Source organism: Streptomyces sp. NPDC047017, assembly GCF_040644175.1.
Classification (GTDB): Bacteria; Actinomycetota; Actinomycetes; order Streptomycetales; family Streptomycetaceae; genus Streptomyces.
Genome location: NZ_JBEYVW010000016.1, coordinates 100,302 through 121,616, shown reverse-complemented (window position 1 = coordinate 121,616; position 21,315 = coordinate 100,302). Strand labels below are relative to the sequence as shown.

Sequence of the window (21,315 nt, the reverse complement as noted above, 5' to 3'; positions counted from 1 at the left end):
CCGCGCGATGCGGCGTCCTCGAACAGCCGCCGCACGGAAGAGGCGGAACAGGAGCCGGGCGACACGCTGCGTGACCACCCGCCTCGCGGCGCTAGGGGATCGATGACTGAGTATGGCCGGGGCCCAGGCCCCGAACCGTGGCATCCGGAGGACCCGTTGTACGGGGACCGCGGATGGGGAGGACAGCAGGCCCCCGCGGGCCCGCAGTCCCCCTACGGCGGCCTGCCGCAGCACCACCCGCAGGAGCCGCAGCAGCAGTACGGCGACTGGAGTCACGAACAGCAGCCCGGCCACGGCGACCAGTACCCGCAGCACTACGACGGCCAGGACCTGACGCAGTCCCCGCACTACGGCGGGCAGCCGCACCACGGCGGCCCGCAGCAGGGCGGTCACCAGTACGACCAGCAGTACGCGGCCCATCTCCAGGACGGCTACCAGCAGGGCGGCGGCTGGGACGGCGGCCAGGGACAGCCCCAGCCCCAGGTGCCGTACACCGCCGCCGACCCGGTGGATCCCTACGGCCAGCAGACCCACGCCATGGCCTACGGCACGGAGCAGCCCGACCTCTACGGCACCCCCGACGCCTATCCGCCCCCGGAGCCCCCGGGCCGGCGGAACACCGAACCGGAGGCGCGGCCCGACTGGGACCCGGACCCCGAGGACGGCCAGGAGGACCACGCGTTCTTCGCCGGTGACGGCGAGGACAAGGACGACGCGCCCGACGCCGCCGACCCGGGCGCGGGCCGGGGCCGCGCCGACCGCAAAGGGCGGGGCGGCAAGGGCAGGAGCGGCCGCAAACGCCGCAACGGCTGCGCCTGCCTGGTCGTGGCCGTGGTCTTCGGCGGCGGTATCGCCGGAGTCGGCTATTACGGCTACCAGTTCTACCAAAATCGTTTCGGCGCCGCCCCGGACTACGCGGGCAACGGCACCAGCGAGGCCGTCACGGTCGAGATCCCGCAGGGCGCCGGCGGCTACGACATCGGCCGCGCCCTGAAAAAGGCGGGGGTCGTCAAGAGCGTCGACGCTTTCGTCGCCGCGCAGTCCCAGAATCCCCAGGGAAAGCAGATCCAGGCGGGCGCCTATCTGCTGAAGAAGGAAATGTCCGCGGCGAGCGCCGTCACCTTGATGCTCGACCCCAAGAGCCAGAGCAATGTGATCGTCAAACCGGGCGAGCGCAACAAGGGCAACAACGGCGTCTACCAGGCGATCGACAAGCAGCTGGAACTGGCCTCCGGCACCACGCAGAAAGCCGCCGAGAAGGACTACAGGACCCTCGGGCTGCCCGGCTGGGCCAACAGCAACAGCGAGATCATGGACCCGCTGGAGGGCTTCCTCTACCCGGGCACCTATCCCGCGGCCAAGGGCATGAAACCCGAGGCGATCCTCAAGGACATGGTCCGCCAGGCCAACCAGGCCTATTCCCGCTACGGGCTCGACGCGAAGGCCAAGGACTTCGGCCTGGCGAACCCGTTGCAGATGGTCACGGTCGCCAGCCTCGTGCAGGCCGAGGGCAAGACGCACGACGACTTCCGCATGATGGCCGAGGTGATCTACAACCGCCTCAAGCCGACGAACAGCGAGACCAACCAGAAGCTCCAGTTCGACTCGACCTTCAACTACCTGAAGGGCGAGAGCAAGATCGACATCAGCGAGAAGGAAATCAACAGCAACCAGAACCCGTACAACACCTACACCCACCAGGGACTGCCGCCCGGACCGATCGGAAACCCCGGCGACGACGCCCTGAAAGCGGCACTGAACCCGACCGACGACGGCTGGATGTACTTCGTGGCGACCGACGGTATGAACAAGACCGAGTTCGCCAAGACCTTGGCCGAATTCAACAAGCTCAAGGAAAAGTTCAATGCCAGCTCGGGCCACTGACGCCCGCCGGGCCGCCGTGCTCGGTTCGCCCATCGCCCACTCGCTCTCCCCGGTGCTGCACCGCGCGGCCTACGCGGAACTGGGGCTCACCGACTGGTCCTACGACCGGTTCGAGGTCGACGAGTCCGGCCTGCCCGGCTTCCTGGACGGACTCGGGCCCGAGTGGGCGGGGCTGTCGCTGACCATGCCGCTCAAGCGGGCCGTCATCCCACTGCTCGACACCATCAGCGACACGGCGGCCGCCGTGGAGGCGGTCAACACCGTCGTCCTCACCGAGGACGGCCGCCGCACCGGCGACAACACCGACATCCCCGGCATCGTCGCCGCCCTGCGGGAGCACGGGATCGAGCAGGTCGGCTCGGCGGCGATCCTCGGCGCCGGCGCGACCGCCTCCTCCGCGCTGGCCGCGCTGGCCCGTGTCTGCACCGGTGAGGTCGTCGCCTACGTACGCGGCGAGACCCGCGCGGCCGAGATGCGCGGCTGGGGCGAGCGGCTGGGCGTCGAGGTCCGTACGGCGCCCTGGTCGGACGCCGCGCGGGCGCTGGCCGCCCCCCTCGTGATCGCCACCACCCCGGCCGGCACCACGGACGCGCTCGCCACGGCCGTGCCCGAGCGGCCCGCCACCCTCTTCGACGTGCTCTACGACCCCTGGCCCACCGCGCTCGCCGCCCGCTGGTCCATGGCCGGCGGCGCCGTCGTCAGCGGCCTGGACCTGCTCGTGCACCAGGCGGTCCTCCAGGTCGAGCAGATGACCGGCCGCGCCCCGGCGCCGCTGGGCGCCATGCGCCGGGCCGGCGAGAAGGCCCTGGCCGACCGCTGACGGCCGGGCCACGGGGCGTACGCGCTCCAGCCTCCCGGGCGGTGCGAGAGGTGCGCGGCCCTCTCACCGGGGGTTCCGCACCCCCCGCGAGGGGTCCGCGTACGTCCGCCTGCTGGACCGGCGGCCGGTTCAGGGCCCCGGACGTGGGAGGATCGGAGGTGGCGGGCCAGGGCCGCGCACCCGGTCGCGCCGCCGCAGTTCGAGGCGCGAGCATGAGGAGCATCGTTGAGCAGGTTGCGTTGGCTGACCGCGGGGGAGTCCCACGGACCCGCACTTGTCGCGACGCTGGAGGGCCTTCCCGCCGGCGTGCCCATCACCACGGAGATGGTGGCCGACCACCTCGCGCGGCGGCGCCTGGGCTACGGCCGCGGCGCCCGGATGAAGTTCGAGCGGGACGAGGTCACCTTCCTCGGCGGCGTCCGGCACGGCCTGACCCTGGGCTCCCCGGTGGCCGTCATGGTGGGCAACACCGAGTGGCCCAAGTGGGAGCAGGTCATGGCCGCCGACCCGGTCGACCCGGACGAACTGGCCACGATGGCGCGCAACGCCCCGCTGACCCGGCCCCGCCCCGGCCACGCCGACCTGGCCGGCATGCAGAAGTACGGCTTCGACGAGGCCCGGCCGATCCTGGAGCGGGCCTCCGCCCGGGAGACGGCGGCCCGTGTGGCGCTCGGCGCGGTGGCGCGGTCGTACCTGAAGGAGACCGCCGGCATCGAGATCGTCTCGCACGTGGTCGAGCTGGCCGCGGCCAGGGCACCCTACGGCCTCTACCCGACCCCGGCCGACGTGGAGCGGCTGGACGCGGACCCGGTGCGCTGCCTGGACGCCGACGCGTCCAAGGCGATGGTCGAGGAGATCGACCAGGCCCACAAGGACGGCGACACCCTCGGCGGTGTGGTCGAGGTGCTCGCCTACGACGTGCCGGTGGGCCTCGGCTCGCACGTGCACTGGGACCGCCGCCTGGACGCCCGGCTGGCCGCCGCCCTCATGGGCATCCAGGCGATCAAGGGCGTCGAGGTCGGTGACGGCTTCGACCTCGCCCGGGTGCCGGGCTCCCAGGCCCACGACGAGATCCTCACCACACCCGAGGGCATCCGGCGGGCCACCGCGCGCTCCGGCGGCACCGAGGGCGGCCTGACCACCGGCGAGCTGCTGCGGGTGCGGGCCGCGATGAAGCCGATCGCGACCGTGCCGCGGGCCCTGCGGACGGTCGACGTCGTCACCGGCGAGGCGGCGCAGGCCCACCACCAGCGCTCCGACGTGTGCGCGGTGCCCGCGGCCGGGATCGTGGCGGAGGCCATGGTCGCCCTCGTCCTCGCGGACGCCGTCGCGGAGAAGTTCGGCGGCGACAGCGTGCCCGAGACCCGCCGCAACGTCCGCTCCTACCTCGACAACCTGGCGATCCGGTGACCGGCGTGCCGGCCGTCGTACTGGTCGGACCGATGGGCGTGGGCAAGTCCACCGTCGGGCAACTGCTGGCCGAGCGCCTCCAGGTGACCTACCGGGACACCGACGACGACATCGTGGCCGGGCAGGGCCGCACCATCGCGGAGATCTTCGTCGACGACGGCGAGAGCGCCTTCCGCGCCGTCGAGAAGCAGGCGGTGCGCCGGGCGCTCACCGAGCACGAGGGCGTGCTGGCGCTGGGCGGCGGCGCGATCCTCGACGAGGACACCCGCGCGCTGCTCGCCGGCGCGCGCGTGGTCTACCTCTCGATGGACGTCGAGGAGGCCGTGCGGCGCACCGGCCTGAACGTGGCCCGCCCGCTGCTCGCCGTCAACCCGCGCAAGCAGTGGCGCGAGCTGATGGAGGCCCGCCGCCATTTGTACGAGGAGGTCGCCACGGCGGTGGTGGCCACCGACGGCCGGACACCCGAAGAGGTCGTCCGGTCCGTCCTGGACGCTGTGGAGTTGAAGGAAGCATGAGCGAGGCAGTGACGCGGATCTCCGTGGGCGGCACCGCGGGCACCGATCCCTACGACGTGCTCGTCGGCCGCCGACTCCTCGGCGAACTCGCCGGGTTGATCGGCCCGAAGGCCAAGCGGGTCGCGGTGATCCACCCCGAGGCGCTGGCCGAGACCGGGGACGCCCTCCGGGCCGACCTGGCCGGACAGGGCTACGAGGCCGTCGCCATCCAGGTGCCGAACGCGGAGGAGGCCAAGACCGCCGAGGTCGCCGCCTACTGCTGGAAGGCGCTGGGCCAGTCCGGGTTCACCCGCACCGACGTCATCGTCGGCGTGGGCGGCGGCGCCACCACCGACCTCGCCGGTTTCGTGGCCGCCACCTGGCTGCGCGGGGTGCGCTGGGTGGCCGTGCCGACCACCGTGCTGGCCATGGTGGACGCGGCCGTCGGCGGCAAGACCGGCATCAACACCGCCGAGGGCAAGAACCTCGTGGGCGCCTTCCACCCGCCCGCGGGCGTGCTGTGCGACCTGGCCGCACTGGACTCGCTGCCGGTCAACGACTACGTCTCCGGGCTGGCCGAGGTCATCAAGGCCGGCTTCATCGCCGACCCGGTCATCCTCGACCTCGTCGAGTCCGACCCCGAGGCCGCCCGCACCCCGGCCGGTCCGCACACCGCCGAGCTGATCGAGCGGTCCATCCGGGTCAAGGCCGAGGTCGTCTCCGCGGACCTGAAGGAGTCGGGCCTGCGGGAGATCCTCAACTACGGCCACACGCTCGGGCACGCCATCGAGAAGAACGAGCGGTACAAGTGGCGGCACGGCGCGGCCGTCTCGGTCGGCATGCACTTCGCCGCCGAACTGGGCCGCCTGGCGGGCCGGTTGGACGACGCCACGGCCGACCGCCACCGCACGGTCCTCGAAGCGGTCGGGCTGCCGCTGTACTACCGGCACGACCAGTGGCCCAAGCTGCTGGAGAACATGCGGGTCGACAAGAAGTCCCGCGGTGACCTGCTGCGCTTCATCGTGCTCGACGGCCTCGCCAAGCCCACCGTCCTGGAGGGCCCGGACCCGGCCGTACTGCTCGCCGCGTACGGCGAGGTGGGCCAGTAGCCCCGGCGCCCGGCCTGCCCCGCGGCGGCGGGCACTTCGGGCCGTCCCCGGCCGTTCACCGCAGGACGGCCGGGGACGGTACCGTTCGGTGGGGGAGCGGGATTCGGAACCGCTGCCAGCACCCATTGCCTTGTACGAGACGGAGTGGCACCGGATGCAGCACGCAATGGGTTCTCCGCTGCCGCCGCCCCACCAGCCGGGGCACGGACCGGCCACCGGCCGGCCACCGGCCGCACACCACCCGGCCCCCGGCGGCCCGGCACCCCAGCTCCCGGCCCGCCCCGCGGGCCCGGCACCACAGCTTCCGGCCCGCCCCGCGGGCCCGGCACCACAGCTTCCGGGCGGCCAGCTCTTGGCCACTCAGCAGGGGGGCCAGCAGCCCCCCGGTCCGCAGCACATGGGGGCGCAGCACTCCGGCCCGCAGGGGTCCGGCCAGCAGCAGGGGGGCGCGCAGCACCTCGGCCCGCAGCCGTCCGGCCCGCCGCACTCCGGCCCGCAGCCGTCCGGTCAGCAGCCCTCGGCCACCCGGCATGGGGGCCCGCAGCCGTCCGCTCAGCAGCACATGGGCGCGCAGCACCTCGGCCCGCAGGGGTCCGGCCCGCAGCCGTCCGGTCAGCCGCACGCGGGCGCGCAGCATCCCGGCCCGCAGGGGTCCGGCCCGCAGCCGTCCGGTCAGCCGCACGCGGGCGCGCAGCATCCCGGCCAGCCGCACTCCGGCCCGCAGCCGTCCGGCCAGTCGCACCCCGGCCCGCATGCCCGAGGCCCGCAGCACCCCGGCCCACACCCCACAGTCCCCCCGGCTCCGGCCCAACAGCCCCCCGCGCAGCCGCACCCGAGTGCCCTGCCCCCGGGCCCCCACCAGGGTGGCGGTCCCCCGCACCCCGGCGCCCACCCGGGCCCCGTCGGCCCCGTCCCCCCGCCGCCGCCCGCACCCGGCTTCCCCGGGGCGCCGGGGGCGCCGCACCCCCCGGTGCGGGGCGTTCCGCAGGGCGGGGTGTCCGCGGCGCCTCTCCGGGACACCACCGGGCATGTGCAGCTGCCGCCCGGCGGCCCGGTCGCCATGCCCAGTGCGCCGCCCGCGCAGGCCGTGCCCGACCCGACCACGACCCTCCTGGCGGTGCTGCTGATCGGCCCCGCGGGGGCGGGCAAGACCAGCGTCGCCAAGTACTGGGCCGAGCAGCGCCGCGTGCCCACCGCGCACATCAGCCTGGACGACGTCCGCGAATGGGTCCGCTCCGGCTTCGCCGACCCGCAGACGGGGTGGAACGACAACTCCGAGGCGCAGTACCGCCTCGCCCGCCGCACCTGCGGCTTCGCCGCGCGCAACTTCCTCGCCAACGGCATCTCGTGCATCCTCGACGACGCCGTTTTCCCGGACCGCCCGGTGGTCGGCCTCGGTGGCTGGAAACGCCATGTGGGCCCCGGCCTGCTCCCGGTCGTCCTGCTGCCCGGCCTGGACATCGTGCTGGAGCGCAACGCCGAGCGCAGCGGCAACCGCCGCCTCACCGACGAGGAGGTCGCCCGCATCCACGGCCGCATGGCCGGCTGGTACGGCTCCGGCCTGCCCATCATCGACAACTCCCAGCTCGACATACCGACCACGGCCCGGGTCCTGGACGAGGTCCTCTCCCGGGCCATCGCCAGCCCGCCGAGCTGGTAGCGGCCGAGGGCATCCCCACTCGGCCCCTCCCGAACGGCGATATCCGGCCAGGGCTCTTACGCTCGGTTCATGTCAGAGGTGTACGCGGCCCGCCGGACCCGGCTACGGGAGCGCTGCAACGCGGGCGGCAGCGCGGCGGCGCTGGTGACTCGTCCCGCCAATGTCCGGTACCTCGCGGGAGCAGCCCCGCTCGGTGCCGTCCTGCTCCTCGGAAAGCGCGAGGACCTGCTGGTGTGCGAGAGCCCACCGGACGACCGGCCCTGTGAGGGGCGCCCCGACGAATCGCTGGCGGTGCGGATCCTGCCCCAGCCCGGCGGCGACCCGGCCGTGGCCGCCGCCGACCTCGCCCAGGCCCAGGGCGCCGACTCGCTCGCCATCGAGGAACACCACCTCACGGTGGCCCGCCACCGCGCCCTCGCCTCGGTGGCGCCCCGGCTCCGCGTCGCCGACCTCGGCAGCGCGGTCGAGCAGCTGAGGGTGGTCAAGGACGAGGAGGAGATCTCCTGCCTGCGGATCGGTGCCGAGATCGCCGACCAGGCGCTCGGCGAGCTGCTGGAGTCCATCCTCGTGGGCCGCACCGAACGCCATCTCGCCCTGGAACTGGAGCGGCGGCTCGTCGACCACGGCGCCGACGGCCCCGCCTTCCCGACCTCGGTGGCCACCGGCCCGAACTCCGGCCGCCGCGGCCACCGGCCCACCGACCGGCGGGTCGAGGAGGGCGACTTCCTCTCCGTCTGCCTGGGCGCCGCCTACCGCGGCTACCGCTGCGAGATCGGCCGTACGTTCGTCATCGGCACCTCTCCCGCGGACTGGCAGATCCAGCTGTACGACCTCGTCTTCGCAGCCCAGCGGGCCGGACGGGAGGCCCTGATGCCCGGCGCCGCCTACCGCGAGGTGGACCGCGCGGCACGGCAGGTGCTGGACTCCGCCGGATACGCCGAGGGCCTGCAACCCCTCACCGGACACGGCGTCGGACTCGAAATCGACGAGGACCCTCAGTTGGCCCCCGCAGCCATGGGTAAACTGGACGCTTGCGTGCCGGTCACCGTCGAACCGGGGGTCCACCTCCCGGGCCGGGGCGGTGTCCGGATCGATGACACGCTCGTCGTCCGCCCCGAGGCGGACGGCGGACCCGAGCTACTCACCATCACGACCAAGGAGCTGCTCGCCCTATAGCCAGGTGCGCGCGCCGGGGTCGTACGTCAGTCCAGGAGATTCCGCAACCGTGGCTTCCACGAACGACCTCAAGAACGGCCTGGTGCTCAAGCTCGAAGGCGGCCAGCTCTGGTCCGTCGTCGAGTTCCAGCACGTCAAGCCCGGCAAGGGCCCGGCCTTCGTGCGCACCAAGCTCAAGAACGTGCTCTCCGGCAAGGTGGTCGACAAGACCTTCAACGCCGGTGTCAAGGTCGAGACGGCCACCGTCGACAAGCGCGACATGCAGTTCTCGTACATGGACGGCGAGTACTTCGTCTTCATGGACATGGAGACCTACGACCAGCTGATGGTCGACCGCAAGGCCGTCGGCGACGCCGCCAACTTCCTGATCGAGGGCTTCACCGCCACCGTCGCCCAGCACGAGGGCGAGGTGCTCTTCGTCGAGCTGCCGGCCGCCGTCGAGCTGGTCGTCCAGGAGACCGAGCCGGGCGTCCAGGGCGACCGCTCCACCGGCGGCACCAAGCCCGCCACGCTGGAGACCGGCCACCAGATCCAGGTCCCGCTCTTCATCACCACCGGTGAGAAGATCAAGGTCGACACCCGTACGAGCGACTACCTCGGCCGGGTGAACAGCTAACCGTGGCTGCCCGCAACACGGCCCGCAAGCGCGCCTTCCAGATCCTCTTCGAGGGCGACCAGCGCGGTGTCGGCGTCCTCACGGTCCTCGCGGACTGGGTCCGGCTGTCCCGGTCCGACACCCGGCAGCCGCCGGTCAGCGAGTACACGATGCAGCTGGTCGAGGGCTACGCCGAGCACGCGACCCGGATCGACGAGCTGATCGCGCAGTACGCGGTGGGCTGGACGCTGGACCGGATGCCGGTCGTCGACCGCAACATCCTGCGGCTCGGCGCGTACGAGCTGATCTGGGTCGACGAGACCCCGGACGCCGTCGTGCTGGACGAGATGGTGCAGCTGGCCAAGGAGTTCTCCACGGACGAGTCGCCCTCGTTCGTCAACGGCCTGCTGGGCCGGCTCAAGGACCTCAAGCCCTCGCTGCGCCGCGAGGCGAGCGACGAGGCGTAGAGAGGCGCGGAGCAGCGCACAGAAACGCCCGAGGGCCCGCAGCGTCGATGCTGCGGGCCCTCGGGCGTTCCCGTGCCCCGGCGGCCGCCGAGGGCCGCAGAAAGCCGCCGGGGTGGCCGGAACCGTCAAGTTCCGGCCACCCCGGCGGCACGTTTCTGCGGAAGCCTGTCGCGTCAGCCGGAGCCGATGGGGCTCAGGCGTCCTCGTGGGACGCGACCGCGCGGCGGGCGTCCGCGTCCAGCACGCCCCAGCTGATCAGCTGCTCGGTCAGGACCGAGGGCGACTGGTCGTAGATGACGGCGAGGGTGCGCAGGTCGTCCTGGCGGATCGAGAGCACCTTGCCGTTGTAGTCGCCGCGCTGGGACTGGATCGTCGCCGCGTACCGCTGCAGCGGGCCGGCCTTCTCGGCGGGCACGGTGGCCAGCCGCTCCAGGTCCAGGACCAGCTTCGGCGGGGGCTCGGCGGCGCCGCCGGGAGTGGTGCCCGGCAGCAGCTCCTGCACGGGGACCCCGTAGAAATCCGCCAGCTCGGCGAGGCGCTGCACGGTCACGGCACGGTCGCCGCGCTCGTACGAGCCGACCACGACCGCCTTCCAGCGTCCCTGGCTCTTCTCCTCGACACCGTGGAGGGAAAGGCCCTGCTGGGTGCGGATCGCCCGGAGCTTGGCCCCGAGCTGTTTGGCGTATTCGCTGGACATATGGCTCCCCGGACACTGTGTCGACGCGGTCGGACGGTGGTCCGCGCCGCGCGGCTGGTAACTCACTGTGAGGTTACGCAGCGTTACTCTGCCGCGTCAAGCCGAATGGTCCACACCGCCTCTTCCGTGCTATCGGCGCCCCGTTGCGCCAGGCGAGTGACAGCAGAGCGGCGAGGGGGTGGTGGGGGAGCGGCGAGGGGGTGATGGGGGGTGCGCGGAGCGGTCCGCCGCACCTGCTACCGTGGATGGCGCAAATCCGACGTCCTTTAAGGTCCGTCCCGTGAGGCGGAGAAGGAGGTCCGTTTCGTATGGACACGCACGACACGCACGCCGGTGCCCAGGCGACCGATGCGCGGCCCGTTCTCGAAGGCCCCGACATCGCGCGGGTGCTGACCCGCATCGCCCACGAGATCGTCGAGCGCGCCAAGGGCGCCGACGACGTGGTGCTCCTCGGCATCCCCACCCGCGGCGTCTTCCTCGCCCGGCGGCTCGCCGACAAGCTCGAACAGATCACCGAGCGCAAGATCCCGGTCGGCTCGCTCGACATCACCATGTACCGCGACGACCTGCGCATGCACCCGCCGCGCGCGCTGGCCCGCACCGAGATCCCCGGTGACGGCATCGACGGCCGCCTGGTCGTCCTCGTCGACGACGTGCTCTTCTCCGGCCGCACCATCCGCGCCGCCCTCGACGCGCTGAACGACATCGGGCGCCCGCGCGCGGTGCAGCTCGCCGTCCTCGTCGACCGCGGCCACCGCGAACTGCCCATCCGCGCCGACTACGTCGGCAAGAACCTCCCCACGTCGCTGCGGGAGACGGTCAAGGTCCAGCTCGCCGAGGAGGACGGTCGCGACACCGTGCTGCTCGGCGCCAAGCCGGACGCCCAGGGCGACCAGCAGCCGTAGCCCACGCGCGCGTACGCGTACCGCGTACGCCCCGCGCGGGTGCCCACGCGCACCCCTGTGCCCGAATCCTCCCTGTCGAACTGCCCTACGGAGCCTGACAGATGCAGCGTCATCTCATCTCGGCCGCCGACCTCACCCGCGACGACGCCGTCCTGATCCTCGACACCGCCGAGGAGATGGCCCGGGTCGCCGACCGGCCGATCAAGAAGCTGCCGACCCTGCGCGGCCGCACCGTCGTCAACCTCTTCTTCGAGGACTCCACCCGTACCCGGATCTCCTTCGAGGCCGCCGAGAAGCGGCTGTCCGCGGACGTCATCAACTTCACCGCCAAGGGCTCCAGCGTCTCCAAGGGCGAGTCCCTGAAGGACACCGCCCAGACCCTGGAGGCCATGGGCGTGGACGCCGTGGTCATCCGGCACGGCGCCTCCGGCGCCCCCTACCGCCTGGCCACCTCCGGCTGGATCGACGCCGCCGTGATCAACGCCGGCGACGGCACCCACCAGCACCCCACCCAGGCCCTGCTGGACGCCTTCACCATGCGCCGCCGCCTGATCGGCCGGGACGCAGGCCTCGGCCAGGACCTGTCCGGCAAGCGCGTCACCGTCGTCGGCGACGTCCTGCACAGCCGCGTCGCCCGCTCCAACGTGGACCTGCTGCACACCCTCGGCGCCGACGTCACCCTCGTCGCCCCGCCCACCCTGCTGCCGGTCGGCGTCGCCTCCTGGCCCTGCGAGGTCTCCTACGACCTGGACGCCGTGCTGTCCAAGTCGGACGCGGTGATGATGCTGCGCGTCCAGCGCGAGCGCATGAACGCCGCCTTCTTCCCGACCGAGCGCGAGTACTCCCGGCGCTACGGCCTGGACGGCGACCGCATGGCGAAGATGCCCGAGCACGCCCTGGTGATGCACCCCGGCCCGATGGTGCGCGGCATGGAGATCACCGCCGAGGTCGCCGACTCCCCGCGCTGCACGGTCGTCGAGCAGGTCGCCAACGGCGTCTCCATCCGGATGGCCGTGCTGTACCTGCTGCTCGGAGGCAACGAGCCCGCCGTCACCCACACCCGCACCAACGAGGAGAAGTAACCCCCCATGAGCAAGATCCTTATCCGTGGTGCGAAGGTGCTCGGCGGCGAGCCGCAGGACGTGCTGATCGACGGCGAGACCATCGCCGGGGTGGGCACCGGACTGTCCGCGGAGGGCGCCGAGGTCGTCGAGGCCGGCGGCAAGCTCCTCCTGCCGGGCCTGGTCGACCTGCACACCCATCTGCGCGAGCCCGGCCGCGAGGACTCCGAGACCGTCCTCACCGGCACCCGCGCCGCCGCCTCGGGCGGCTACACCGCCGTGTTCGCCATGGCCAACACCTTCCCCGTGGCCGACACCGCCGGCGTGGTCGAGCAGGTCTGGCGGCTCGGCCGCGAGCACGGCTACTGCGACGTGCAGCCCATCGGCGCCGTCACCGTCGGCCTGGAGGGCAGGAAGCTCGCCGAGCTGGGCGCCATGCACGAGTCGGCCGCCGGGGTCACCGTCTTCTCCGACGACGGCAAGTGCGTGGACGACGCGGTGATCATGCGCCGGGCGCTGGAGTACGTGAAGGCGTTCGGCGGGGTCGTCGCCCAGCACGCGCAGGAGCCGCGGCTGACCGAGGGCGCCCAGATGAACGAGGGCGTCGTCTCCGCCGAGCTGGGCCTGGGCGGCTGGCCGGCCGTCGCCGAGGAGTCGGTCATCGCCCGCGACGTGCTGCTCGCCGAGCACGTCGGCTCCCGCGTGCACATCTGCCACCTGTCGACCGCGGGCAGCGTCGAGATCGTCCGCTGGGCCAAGTCCCGCGGCATCGACGTCACCGCCGAGGTCACCCCGCACCACCTGCTCCTCACCGACGAGCTGGTGCGGACGTACGACCCGGTCTACAAGGTCAACCCGCCGCTGCGCACCGAGCGGGACGTGCGCGCCCTGCGCGAGGCGCTCGCCGACGGCACGATCGACATCGTCGCCACCGACCACGCCCCGCACCCGCACGAGGACAAGGACTGCGAGTGGGCCGCGGCCGCCATGGGCATGGTCGGCCTGGAGACCGCCCTGTCGGTGGTCCAGGAGACCATGGTCGACACCGGGCTCCTCGACTGGGCCGGCGTCGCCGACCGCATGTCCGCCGCCCCGGCCCGGATCGGCCGCGCCACCGGCCACGGACGCCCCGTCTCGGCAGGTGAGCCCGCCAACCTCACCCTGGTCGACACCGCATACCGTGGGCAGGTGGACCCCGCGGGCTTCGCCTCGCGCAGCCGCAACACCCCCTACGAGGGGCGCGAGCTGCCGGGCCGTGTCACCCACACCTGGCTCCGGGGCAAGGCCACGCTCGTCGACGGGAAGCTCACGTGACACCTGCAACACTGCTCGCGGCCGGACTCGCCACCGGCCTCGCCGCCGAGGAGAAGTCGGCGACGGTCACCGACTGGGGCGGACGCATCGGCTGGCTGGTCGGCCTCGCCCTGTTCGTCGCCCTCGTCTACTGGCTGATGCGCGAGGGCTGGAAGTGGCGCGCCACCCTCCAGGGCGACCTGCCCGAGCTGCCCGCCCGCCCGTCTGCCACCACCACCCTCGACCGAGGCGGCAAGCCGCCGCTGCCTGGAGTGCCGGAGGACCCGGGCGAGGCCAGACTGGCCATGACGGGCCGCTACCACGGCTCCACCACGGCCGGTCAGTGGCTGGACCGCATCGTCGCGCACGGCCTGGGCACCCGCAGCCGGGCCGAGCTGACCCTGACGGACGCGGGCCTGGACGTCGTACGCCCCGGCGCGCGGGACTTCTTCGTCCCGGCCGCACGGCTGCGCGGCGCCCGGCTCGACAAGGGCATCGCCGGCAAGGTCCTCGCCGAGGGCGGACTGCTGGTGGTGACCTGGGCACACGGCGACAAGCTGATCGACTCCGGCTTCCGCTCCGACCGGGCGGCCGAGCACACCGAGTGGGTCGCAGTCCTCAACTCCATGATCGAAGCAAGCACCACGGAAGGCGCCGAACGATGACCACCTCCATCCAGGGGACCGCCTCGCGAAGGCACAAGGCGGCTCCCGCCGTGCTCGTCCTGGAGGACGGCCGGATCTTCCGGGGCCGCGCCTACGGGGCCGCGGGGGAGACGTTCGGCGAGGCCGTGTTCTCCACCGGCATGACCGGCTACCAGGAGACCCTCACCGACCCGTCGTACCACCGCCAGGTCGTCGTCATGACCGCCCCGCACGTCGGCAACACCGGCGTCAACGACGAGGACCCCGAGTCGCAGCGCATCTGGGTGGCCGGCTACGTCGTGCGCGACCCCGCGCGCGTGCCCTCCAGCTGGCGCTCCCGGCGCTCCCTGGACGAGGAACTGGCCGCCCAGGGCGTCGTCGGCATCAGCGGCATCGACACCCGCGCCCTCACCCGCCACCTGCGCGAGCGCGGCGCCATGCGGGTCGGCATCTTCAGCGGCGACGCCGTCCGCGACGACGCCGCGCTGCTGGCCCGCGTCCAGGAGGCCCCCGAGATGGCCGGCGCCGACCTGTCCGCGGAGGTCGCCACCAAGGAGGCGTACGTCGTCCCGGCGATCGGCGACAAGAAGTTCACCGTCGCCGCCGTCGACCTCGGCATCAAGGGCATGACCCCGTACCGCATGGCCGAGCGCGGCATCGAGGTGCACGTGCTGCCCGCCACCGCCACCGTGGAGGACGTGTACGCGGTCGCGCCCGACGGCGTGTTCTTCTCCAACGGCCCGGGCGACCCGGCCACCGCCGACCACCCGGTCTCCGTCATGCGGGGCGTCCTGGAGCGCGGCACGCCGCTGTTCGGCATCTGCTTCGGCAACCAGATCCTCGGCCGCGCCCTCGGCTTCGGCACCTACAAGCTGAAGTACGGCCACCGGGGCATCAACCAGCCCGTGCAGGACCGTACGACCGGCAAGGTCGAGGTCACCGCGCACAACCACGGCTTCGCCGTGGACGCCCCCACCGATCAGGTCTCCGAGACCCCCTTCGGCCGTGCCGAGGTCTCCCACGTCTGCCTCAACGACAACGTGGTGGAGGGCCTCCGGCTGCTCGACAAGCCGGCCTTCAGTGTCCAGTACCACCCCGAAGCGGCCGCCGGCCCGCACGACGCCGCCTACCTGTTCGACCGCTTCGTTTCCCTGATGGAGGGCCAGCGTGCCTAAGCGCACCGATATCCAGTCCGTCCTGGTCATCGGCTCCGGCCCGATCGTCATCGGCCAGGCCGCGGAGTTCGACTACTCCGGCACCCAGGCGTGCCGCGTCCTGCGGTCCGAGGGCCTGCGGGTCGTCCTGGTGAACTCCAACCCGGCGACGATCATGACCGACCCGGAGATCGCCGACGCCACCTACGTCGAGCCGATCACCCCCGAGTTCGTCGAGAAGATCATCGCCAAGGAGCGCCCCGACGCCCTGCTGCCCACCCTGGGCGGCCAGACGGCCCTGAACACCGCCATCTCGCTGCACGAGAACGGCGTCCTGGACAAGTACGGCGTCGAGCTGATCGGCGCCAACGTCGAGGCCATCCACAAGGGCGAGGACCGCGACCAGTTCAAGCTGGTCGTGGAGGAGGTCCGCAAGAAGATCGGGCACGGCGAGTCCGCCCGCTCGGTCATCTGCCACACCATGGACGACGTGCTGGCCGGCGTGGACGAGCTGGGCGGCTACCCGGTCGTGGTCCGCCCCTCCTTCACCATGGGCGGCGCCGGCTCCGGCTTCGCGCACGACGAGGAGGAGCTGCGCCGCATCGCCGGCACCGGCCTCACCCTCTCGCCGACCACCGAGGTCCTCCTGGAGGAGTCCATCCTCGGCTGGAAGGAGTACGAGCTGGAGCTGATGCGCGACAAGCACGACAACGTCGTGGTCGTCTGCTCCATCGAGAACTTCGACCCGATGGGCGTGCACACCGGTGACTCGATCACCGTCGCCCCGGCGATGACCCTCACCGACCGCGAGTACCAGATCCTGCGCGACGTCGGCATCGCCGTCATCCGCGAGGTCGGCGTCGACACCGGCGGCTGCAACATCCAGTTCGCGGTCGACCCCGTGGACGGCCGGGTCATCGTCATCGAGATGAACCCGCGCGTCTCCCGCTCCTCGGCGCTCGCCTCCAAGGCGACCGGCTTCCCGATCGCGAAGATCGCCGCCAAGCTCGCCGTCGGCTACACCCTCGACGAGATCCCCAACGACATCACGCAGGAGACCCCGGCCTCCTTCGAGCCGACCCTCGACTACGTGGTCGTGAAGGCCCCGCGGTTCGCCTTCGAGAAGTTCCCGAGCGCGGACTCGACCCTCACCACCACCATGAAGTCGGTCGGCGAGGCCATGGCCATCGGCCGCAACTTCACCGAGGCCTTCCAGAAGGCGCTGCGCTCGCTGGAGAAGAAGGGCAGCCAGTTCGCCTTCACCGGCGAGCCGGGCGACAAGGCCGCCCTGCTGGAGGCGGCCGTACGCCCCACCGACGGCCGGATCAACACGGTCATGCAGGCCATCCGCGCCGGCGCCACCCCCGAGGAGGTCTTCGACCACACGAAGATCGACCCGTGGTTCGTCGACCAGCTCTTCCTGATCAAGGAGATCGCCGACGAGCTGGCCGCAGCCCCCGAGCTGACCGCCGACCTGCTCGCCGAGGCCAAGCGGCACGGCTTCTCCGACCAGCAGATCGCCGAGATCCGCGGCCTGCGCGAGGACGTCGTCCGCGAGGTCCGCCACGCGCTCGGCATCCGCCCGGTCTACAAGACGGTCGACACCTGCGCCGCCGAGTTCGCCGCCCGCACGCCGTACTTCTACTCCTCCTACGACGAGGAGAGCGAGGTCGCCCCGCGCGAGAAGCCCGCGGTGATCATCCTCGGCTCCGGCCCCAACCGCATCGGCCAGGGCATCGAGTTCGACTACTCCTGCGTGCACGCCTCCTTCGCGCTGTCCGACGCCGGGTACGAGACCGTGATGGTCAACTGCAACCCGGAGACCGTCTCCACCGACTACGACACCTCCGACCGGCTGTACTTCGAGCCGCTCACCCTGGAGGACGTCCTGGAGATCGTCCACGCCGAGCGGCAGGCGGGACCGGTCGCCGGTGTCGTCGTCCAGCTCGGCGGCCAGACCCCGCTGGGCCTGTCCCAGGCACTCAAGGACAACGGCGTGCCGGTCGTCGGCACCTCGCCCGAGGCCATCCACGCGGCCGAGGACCGGGGCGCCTTCGGCCAGGTGCTCGCCGAGGCCGGCCTGCCCGCCCCCAAGCACGGCACCGCCACCACCTTCGCCCAGGCCAAGACCATCGCCGACGAGATCGGCTACCCGGTCCTGGTGCGCCCGTCCTACGTGCTGGGCGGCCGCGGCATGGAGATCGTCTACGACGAGGCGCGCCTGGAGGCGTACATCGCCGAGTCGACCGAGATCAGCCCGTCCCGGCCGGTCCTCGTCGACCGGTTCCTGGACGACGCCATAGAGATCGACGTGGACGCCCTCTACGACGGCGAGGAGCTGTACCTGGGCGGCGTCATGGAGCACATCGAGGAGGCCGGCATCCACTCCGGCGACTCGGCGTGCGCGCTGCCGCCGATCACCCTGGGCGGATTCGACATCAAGCGGCTGCGCGCCTCCACCGAGGCGATCGCCAGGGGCGTCGGCGTCCGCGGCCTGATCAACATCCAGTTCGCGCTGGCCGGCGACATCCTCTACGTCCTGGAGGCCAACCCGCGCGCCTCCCGCACCGTCCCCTTCACCTCGAAGGCGACCGCGGTGCCGCTGGCGAAGGCCGCCGCCCGGATCTCGCTGGGCGCCACCGTCGCCGAGCTGCGCGAGGAGGGCCTGCTGCCGAGGAACGGCGACGGCGGCACCATGCCGCTGGACGCGCCGATCTCCGTCAAGGAGGCCGTCATGCCCTGGTCGCGCTTCCGCGACATCCAGGGCCGCGGCGTCGACACGGTCCTCGGCCCGGAGATGCGCTCCACCGGCGAGGTCATGGGCATCGACTCCGTCTTCGGCACGGCGTACGCCAAGTCGCAGGCCGGCGCCTACGGCCCGCTGCCCACCAAGGGCCGCGCCTTCATCTCGGTCGCCAACCGGGACAAGCGCTCGATGATCTTCCCGGCCCGCGAGCTGGTCGCCCACGGCTTCGAACTGCTCGCCACCTCCGGCACCGCCGAGGTCCTCAAGCGCAACGGCATCAACGCCACGCTGGTGCGCAAGCAGTCCGAGGGCACCGGCCCGAACGGCGAGAAGACCATCGTCCAGCTCATCCACGACGGCGAGGTCGACCTCATCGTCAACACCCCGTACGGCACCGGCGGCCGCCTGGACGGCTACGAGATCCGTACGGCGGCCGTGGCGCGGTCCGTGCCGTGCCTGACGACGGTCCAGGCGCTCGCCGCGGCGGTCCAGGGCATCGACGCCCTCAACCACGGCGACGTGGGCGTGCGCTCGCTCCAGGAACACGCCGGGTTCCTGACCGCGGCCCGCGACTAGCAGCCAGCCCCGAGGGGGACACCGGAAACGGTGTCCCCCTCTCCATGAGGTCTCCCGAGGACACAGTGATGTACAAGCTCTTCTTCCGCCTGGTCTTCTGGCGCATGGACCCGGAACAGGCCCACCACCTCGCCTTCCGCTGGATCCGGCTGGCCGCCCGCGTCCCGGTGCTGCGCACCTTCGCCGCGGCCGTCCTGGCCCCCCGGTACAAGGAGCTGCGCACCGAGGCGCTGGGGCTGCGCATGCACGGCCCCTTCGGGCTCGCGGCCGGCTTCGACAAGAACGCCGTCGCGATCGACGGCATGTCGATGCTGGGCTTCGACCACGTCGAGATCGGCACCGTGACGGGCGAGCCGCAGCCGGGCAACCCCAAGAAACGGCTGTTCCGGCTGGTCGCGGACCGCGCGCTCATCAACCGCATGGGCTTCAACAACGACGGCTCGCTGGCCGTCGCCGCCCGCCTGGCCTCCCGTACGCCCGTCTTCCGGACCGTCGTCGGCGTCAACATCGGCAAGACCAAGGTCGTCCCCGAGGAGGAGGCCGCCGCCGACTACGTGAAGTCCGCCGAGCGCCTGGCGCCGCACGCCGACTATCTGGTCGTCAACGTCTCCTCGCCCAACACGCCGGGCCTGCGCAACCTCCAGGCCACCGAGGCGCTGCGCCCGCTGCTGAGCGCCGTGCGCGAGGCCGCCGACCGGGCCGTGCCCGCCCGCCGGGTGCCGCTGCTGGTCAAGATCGCGCCGGACCTCGCCGACGAGGACGTGGACGCCGTCGCCGACCTCGCCCTGGAACTGGGCCTGGACGGCATCATCGCCACCAACACCACCATCGCGCGCGAGGGCCTCGGCCTGCGGTCCTCGCCCGCGCTGACCGAGGAGACCGGCGGACTGTCCGGAGCGCCGCTCAAGACCCGCTCCCTGGAGGTGCTGCGCCGCCTGTACGCGCGCGTGGGCGACCGGATCACCCTGGTCGGCGTGGGCGGCGTCGAGGACGCCGAGGACGCCTGGCAGCGCATCCTGGCCGGCGCCACGCTGGTCCAGGGCTACAGCGCCTTCATCTACCAGGGCCCCTGCTGGGGCCGCGCGATCCACAAGGGCCTCGCCGCCCGCCTGCGCACCAGCCCCTACGCCACCCTCGCCGACGCGGTCGGCGCCGACGTGAGGAAGCCCGCATGAGCCCCCTGGAGCCCTTCGGCGCCCGCCTGCGCCGCGCCATGGACGAGCGCGGCCCGCTGTGCGTCGGCATCGACCCGCACGCCTCCCTGCTCGCCGAGTGGGGCCTGAACGACGACGTGGCCGGCCTGGAGCGGTTCAGCCGCACCGTGGTGGAGGCGGTGGCCGGCCGGGTCGCCGTCCTCAAGCCGCAGAGCGCCTTCTTCGAGCGGTTCGGCTCGCGCGGCGTCGCGGTCCTGGAGAAGTCCGTCCAGGAGGCGCGCCAGGCCGGGGCGCTGGTCCTCATGGACGCCAAGCGCGGCGACATCGGCTCGACCATGGCCGCCTACGCGGAGTCCTTCCTGCGCCCGGACGCGCCGCTGTTCTCGGACGCGCTGACCGTCTCGCCCTACCTCGGCTACGGCTCGCTCAAGCCGGCGGCCGACCTGGCGCGGGAGAGCGGCGCGGGCCTGTTCGTGCTGGCGCTGACCTCCAACCCGGAGGGCGGCGAGGTGCAGCACGCCGTGCGGCCCGACGGGCGGACCGTGGGCGCGACCGTGCTCGCGCACCTGGCGGCGCAGAACGCGGGACAGCGCCCGCTCGGCTCCTTCGGCGCGGTGGTCGGCGCCACGCTCGGCGACCTGTCGTCGTACGACCTGGACATCAACGGGCCGCTCCTCGCGCCCGGCATCGGCGCGCAGGGGGCGACCGCCGCCGATCTTCCCGCGGTCTTCGGCCCGGCGGTGCGCAACGTGGTCCCGAACGTCAGCCGGGGTGTCCTGCGTCACGGTCCCGACGTGGCGGCCCTGCGGGACGCGGCGGACCGTTTCGCGGACGAGATCCGTGCCGCGGTGGCCGGCGTCTGAGGCCCTGCGGAGAGGGTTCGGAGGCGTCCTGGGTCTGGATACATTCCGAAAACCGAGGGAATATGTCCTAAATGTCCGGCCTCACTAAGGCTGACCAGGACTTTTCCGCTGTTCTCGCTGACTCCGGCGCCCTTGACCGCTAGTCTCCGACGAGAGCCCTCGGGCAAGCGTGTTGCTCGTGGCTCGCCAGGTGTGGGGCGACTAGGTTCCTCACCGGTCCGTATCCGACAGTTCGACATCCGAGGTGACGTAGGCGTGGCTCTTCCGCCCCTTACCCCTGAACAGCGCGCAGCCGCGCTCGAAAAGGCCGCCGCGGCTCGCCGGGAGCGGGCCGAGGTCAAGAATCGACTCAAGCACTCCGGCGCCTCCCTGCACGAGGTCATCAAGCAGGGCCAGGAGAACGACGTCATCGGCAAGATGAAGGTGTCCGCCCTCCTTGAGTCCCTGCCGGGCGTGGGCAAGGTCCGCGCCAAGCAGATCATGGAGCGGCTCGGCATCTCCGAGAGCCGTCGGGTGCGCGGCCTCGGCTCCAACCAGATCGCTTCCCTGGAGCGTGAGTTCGGCAGCACCGGTTCCTGAGTCCGGGGACCTCCGGACAGGAGTCCCG

20 protein-coding genes are annotated in these 21,315 nt (G+C 72.3%); 18 read left to right on the top strand and 2 right to left on the bottom strand.

Going from position 1 to position 21,315, the window contains the following annotated elements; genetic code table 11:
• Window positions 1-102 precede the first annotated feature (102 nt).
• The 5 genes from mltG to aroB all read left to right on the top strand — a co-directional run bounded on the left by mltG (window position 103) and on the right by aroB (window position 5,717).
• Window positions 103-1,884, top strand: a complete 1,782-nt coding sequence (gene mltG, locus ABZ858_RS25765) for an endolytic transglycosylase MltG (RefSeq protein WP_361383082.1) — start codon at window positions 103-105, stop codon at window positions 1,882-1,884.
• A complete protein-coding gene (locus ABZ858_RS25760) occupies window positions 1,865-2,704 on the top strand; it encodes a shikimate dehydrogenase (RefSeq protein ID WP_361383079.1) in 840 nt (279 codons plus the stop codon). Before mltG ends, ABZ858_RS25760 begins: the two co-directional genes overlap by 20 nt.
• 225 nt (window positions 2,705-2,929) lie before the next feature.
• The gene (gene aroC, locus ABZ858_RS25755; RefSeq protein ID WP_361383076.1) at window positions 2,930-4,114 is read left to right on the top strand and encodes a chorismate synthase; all 1,185 of its coding nucleotides are present in this window, start codon (window positions 2,930-2,932) and stop codon (window positions 4,112-4,114) included.
• Window positions 4,115-4,146: 32 nt separating this feature from the next.
• Window positions 4,147-4,629 (top strand): shikimate kinase, encoded by a 483-nt coding sequence (locus tag ABZ858_RS25750; protein WP_361383309.1) that lies wholly within the window; start codon window positions 4,147-4,149, stop codon window positions 4,627-4,629.
• The gene (aroB, locus tag ABZ858_RS25745) at window positions 4,626-5,717 is read left to right on the top strand and encodes a 3-dehydroquinate synthase (protein ID WP_361383073.1); all 1,092 of its coding nucleotides are present in this window, start codon (window positions 4,626-4,628) and stop codon (window positions 5,715-5,717) included. Before ABZ858_RS25750 ends, aroB begins: the two co-directional genes overlap by 4 nt.
• A gap of 55 nt (window positions 5,718-5,772) precedes the next feature.
• Here aroB and ABZ858_RS25740 read toward each other — a convergent pair whose 3' ends face one another.
• Complete coding sequence (locus tag ABZ858_RS25740; RefSeq protein WP_361383322.1) at window positions 5,773-6,501, bottom strand: hypothetical protein; 729 nt, start codon at window positions 6,499-6,501, stop codon at window positions 5,773-5,775.
• Between the two features lie 57 nt (window positions 6,502-6,558).
• Here ABZ858_RS25740 and ABZ858_RS25735 point away from each other — a divergent pair, with 57 nt between their 5' ends.
• The 4 genes from ABZ858_RS25735 to nusB all read left to right on the top strand — a co-directional run bounded on the left by ABZ858_RS25735 (window position 6,559) and on the right by nusB (window position 9,615).
• Window positions 6,559-7,377 carry an AAA family ATPase gene (locus ABZ858_RS25735; protein ID WP_361383307.1) on the top strand — a complete coding sequence of 273 codons (819 nt, stop codon included), beginning with the start codon at window positions 6,559-6,561 and terminating at the stop codon, window positions 7,375-7,377.
• Between the two features lie 69 nt (window positions 7,378-7,446).
• Entirely contained in the window at window positions 7,447-8,553 is a 1,107-nt protein-coding gene (locus ABZ858_RS25730) for an aminopeptidase P family protein (RefSeq protein ID WP_361383070.1), read from the top strand.
• 49 nt (window positions 8,554-8,602) lie between these two features.
• On the top strand, window positions 8,603-9,169 hold the full coding sequence (efp, locus tag ABZ858_RS25725) for an elongation factor P (RefSeq protein WP_037742222.1): 567 nt from the start codon (window positions 8,603-8,605) through the stop codon (window positions 9,167-9,169).
• Between the two features lie 2 nt (window positions 9,170-9,171).
• Window positions 9,172-9,615 carry a transcription antitermination factor NusB gene (gene nusB / locus ABZ858_RS25720; protein ID WP_361383067.1) on the top strand — a complete coding sequence of 148 codons (444 nt, stop codon included), beginning with the start codon at window positions 9,172-9,174 and terminating at the stop codon, window positions 9,613-9,615.
• Between the two features lie 193 nt (window positions 9,616-9,808).
• On the opposite strand, the gene bldD is transcribed toward nusB, so the two are convergent.
• Window positions 9,809-10,312: a transcriptional regulator BldD gene (gene bldD / locus ABZ858_RS25715; protein ID WP_006131213.1), complete on the bottom strand. Its 504-nt coding sequence runs from the start codon at window positions 10,310-10,312 to the stop codon at window positions 9,809-9,811.
• 308 nt (window positions 10,313-10,620) lie between these two features.
• Here bldD and pyrR point away from each other — a divergent pair, with 308 nt between their 5' ends.
• The 9 genes from pyrR (at window position 10,621) to ABZ858_RS25670 (ending at window position 21,287) form a co-directional block, all read left to right on the top strand.
• Complete coding sequence (gene pyrR, locus ABZ858_RS25710; protein ID WP_361383064.1) at window positions 10,621-11,217, top strand: bifunctional pyr operon transcriptional regulator/uracil phosphoribosyltransferase PyrR; 597 nt, start codon at window positions 10,621-10,623, stop codon at window positions 11,215-11,217.
• A 101-nt stretch (window positions 11,218-11,318) separates the two neighbouring features.
• The gene (locus tag ABZ858_RS25705) at window positions 11,319-12,299 is read left to right on the top strand and encodes an aspartate carbamoyltransferase catalytic subunit (protein WP_361383061.1); all 981 of its coding nucleotides are present in this window, start codon (window positions 11,319-11,321) and stop codon (window positions 12,297-12,299) included.
• A 6-nt stretch (window positions 12,300-12,305) separates the two neighbouring features.
• On the top strand, window positions 12,306-13,592 hold the full coding sequence (locus ABZ858_RS25700) for a dihydroorotase (RefSeq protein ID WP_361383058.1): 1,287 nt from the start codon (window positions 12,306-12,308) through the stop codon (window positions 13,590-13,592).
• Window positions 13,589-14,236 carry a hypothetical protein gene (locus ABZ858_RS25695; RefSeq protein WP_361383055.1) on the top strand — a complete coding sequence of 216 codons (648 nt, stop codon included), beginning with the start codon at window positions 13,589-13,591 and terminating at the stop codon, window positions 14,234-14,236. The genes ABZ858_RS25700 and ABZ858_RS25695 overlap by 4 nt, the downstream gene beginning before the upstream one ends.
• Window positions 14,233-15,390: a glutamine-hydrolyzing carbamoyl-phosphate synthase small subunit gene (gene carA, locus ABZ858_RS25690; protein ID WP_361383052.1), complete on the top strand. Its 1,158-nt coding sequence runs from the start codon at window positions 14,233-14,235 to the stop codon at window positions 15,388-15,390. Before ABZ858_RS25695 ends, carA begins: the two co-directional genes overlap by 4 nt.
• Window positions 15,383-18,691, top strand: coding sequence for a carbamoyl-phosphate synthase large subunit (carB, locus tag ABZ858_RS25685; RefSeq protein WP_361383049.1), 3,309 nt, complete (start codon window positions 15,383-15,385; stop codon window positions 18,689-18,691). The genes carA and carB overlap by 8 nt, the downstream gene beginning before the upstream one ends.
• Before the next feature lie 68 nt (window positions 18,692-18,759).
• Window positions 18,760-19,866, top strand: a complete 1,107-nt coding sequence (locus ABZ858_RS25680) for a quinone-dependent dihydroorotate dehydrogenase (RefSeq protein WP_361383046.1) — start codon at window positions 18,760-18,762, stop codon at window positions 19,864-19,866.
• Window positions 19,863-20,708, top strand: a complete 846-nt coding sequence (gene pyrF / locus ABZ858_RS25675; RefSeq protein ID WP_361383042.1) for an orotidine-5'-phosphate decarboxylase — start codon at window positions 19,863-19,865, stop codon at window positions 20,706-20,708. The genes ABZ858_RS25680 and pyrF overlap by 4 nt, the downstream gene beginning before the upstream one ends.
• A gap of 255 nt (window positions 20,709-20,963) precedes the next feature.
• The gene (locus tag ABZ858_RS25670; RefSeq protein ID WP_003977346.1) at window positions 20,964-21,287 is read left to right on the top strand and encodes an integration host factor; all 324 of its coding nucleotides are present in this window, start codon (window positions 20,964-20,966) and stop codon (window positions 21,285-21,287) included.
• Window positions 21,288-21,315 lie beyond the last annotated feature (28 nt).

Coding starts and splice junctions, on each gene's coding strand:
- ABZ858_RS25700 (WP_361383058.1), top strand. CDS start 12,306: ATGAGCAAGATCCTTATCCGTGGTGCGAAGGTGCTCGGCGGCGAGCCG.
- pyrR (WP_361383064.1), top strand. CDS start 10,621: ATGGACACGCACGACACGCACGCCGGTGCCCAGGCGACCGATGCGCGG.
- carA (WP_361383052.1), top strand. CDS start 14,233: ATGACCACCTCCATCCAGGGGACCGCCTCGCGAAGGCACAAGGCGGCT.
- ABZ858_RS25705 (WP_361383061.1), top strand. CDS start 11,319: ATGCAGCGTCATCTCATCTCGGCCGCCGACCTCACCCGCGACGACGCC.
- pyrF (WP_361383042.1), top strand. CDS start 19,863: ATGAGCCCCCTGGAGCCCTTCGGCGCCCGCCTGCGCCGCGCCATGGAC.
- ABZ858_RS25750 (WP_361383309.1), top strand. CDS start 4,147: ATGGGCGTGGGCAAGTCCACCGTCGGGCAACTGCTGGCCGAGCGCCTC.
- ABZ858_RS25760 (WP_361383079.1), top strand. CDS start 1,865: ATGCCAGCTCGGGCCACTGACGCCCGCCGGGCCGCCGTGCTCGGTTCG.
- mltG (WP_361383082.1), top strand. CDS start 103: ATGACTGAGTATGGCCGGGGCCCAGGCCCCGAACCGTGGCATCCGGAG.
- aroB (WP_361383073.1), top strand. CDS start 4,626: ATGAGCGAGGCAGTGACGCGGATCTCCGTGGGCGGCACCGCGGGCACC.
- ABZ858_RS25730 (WP_361383070.1), top strand. CDS start 7,447: ATGTCAGAGGTGTACGCGGCCCGCCGGACCCGGCTACGGGAGCGCTGC.
- ABZ858_RS25680 (WP_361383046.1), top strand. CDS start 18,760: ATGTACAAGCTCTTCTTCCGCCTGGTCTTCTGGCGCATGGACCCGGAA.
- bldD (WP_006131213.1), bottom strand. CDS start 10,312: ATGTCCAGCGAATACGCCAAACAGCTCGGGGCCAAGCTCCGGGCGATC.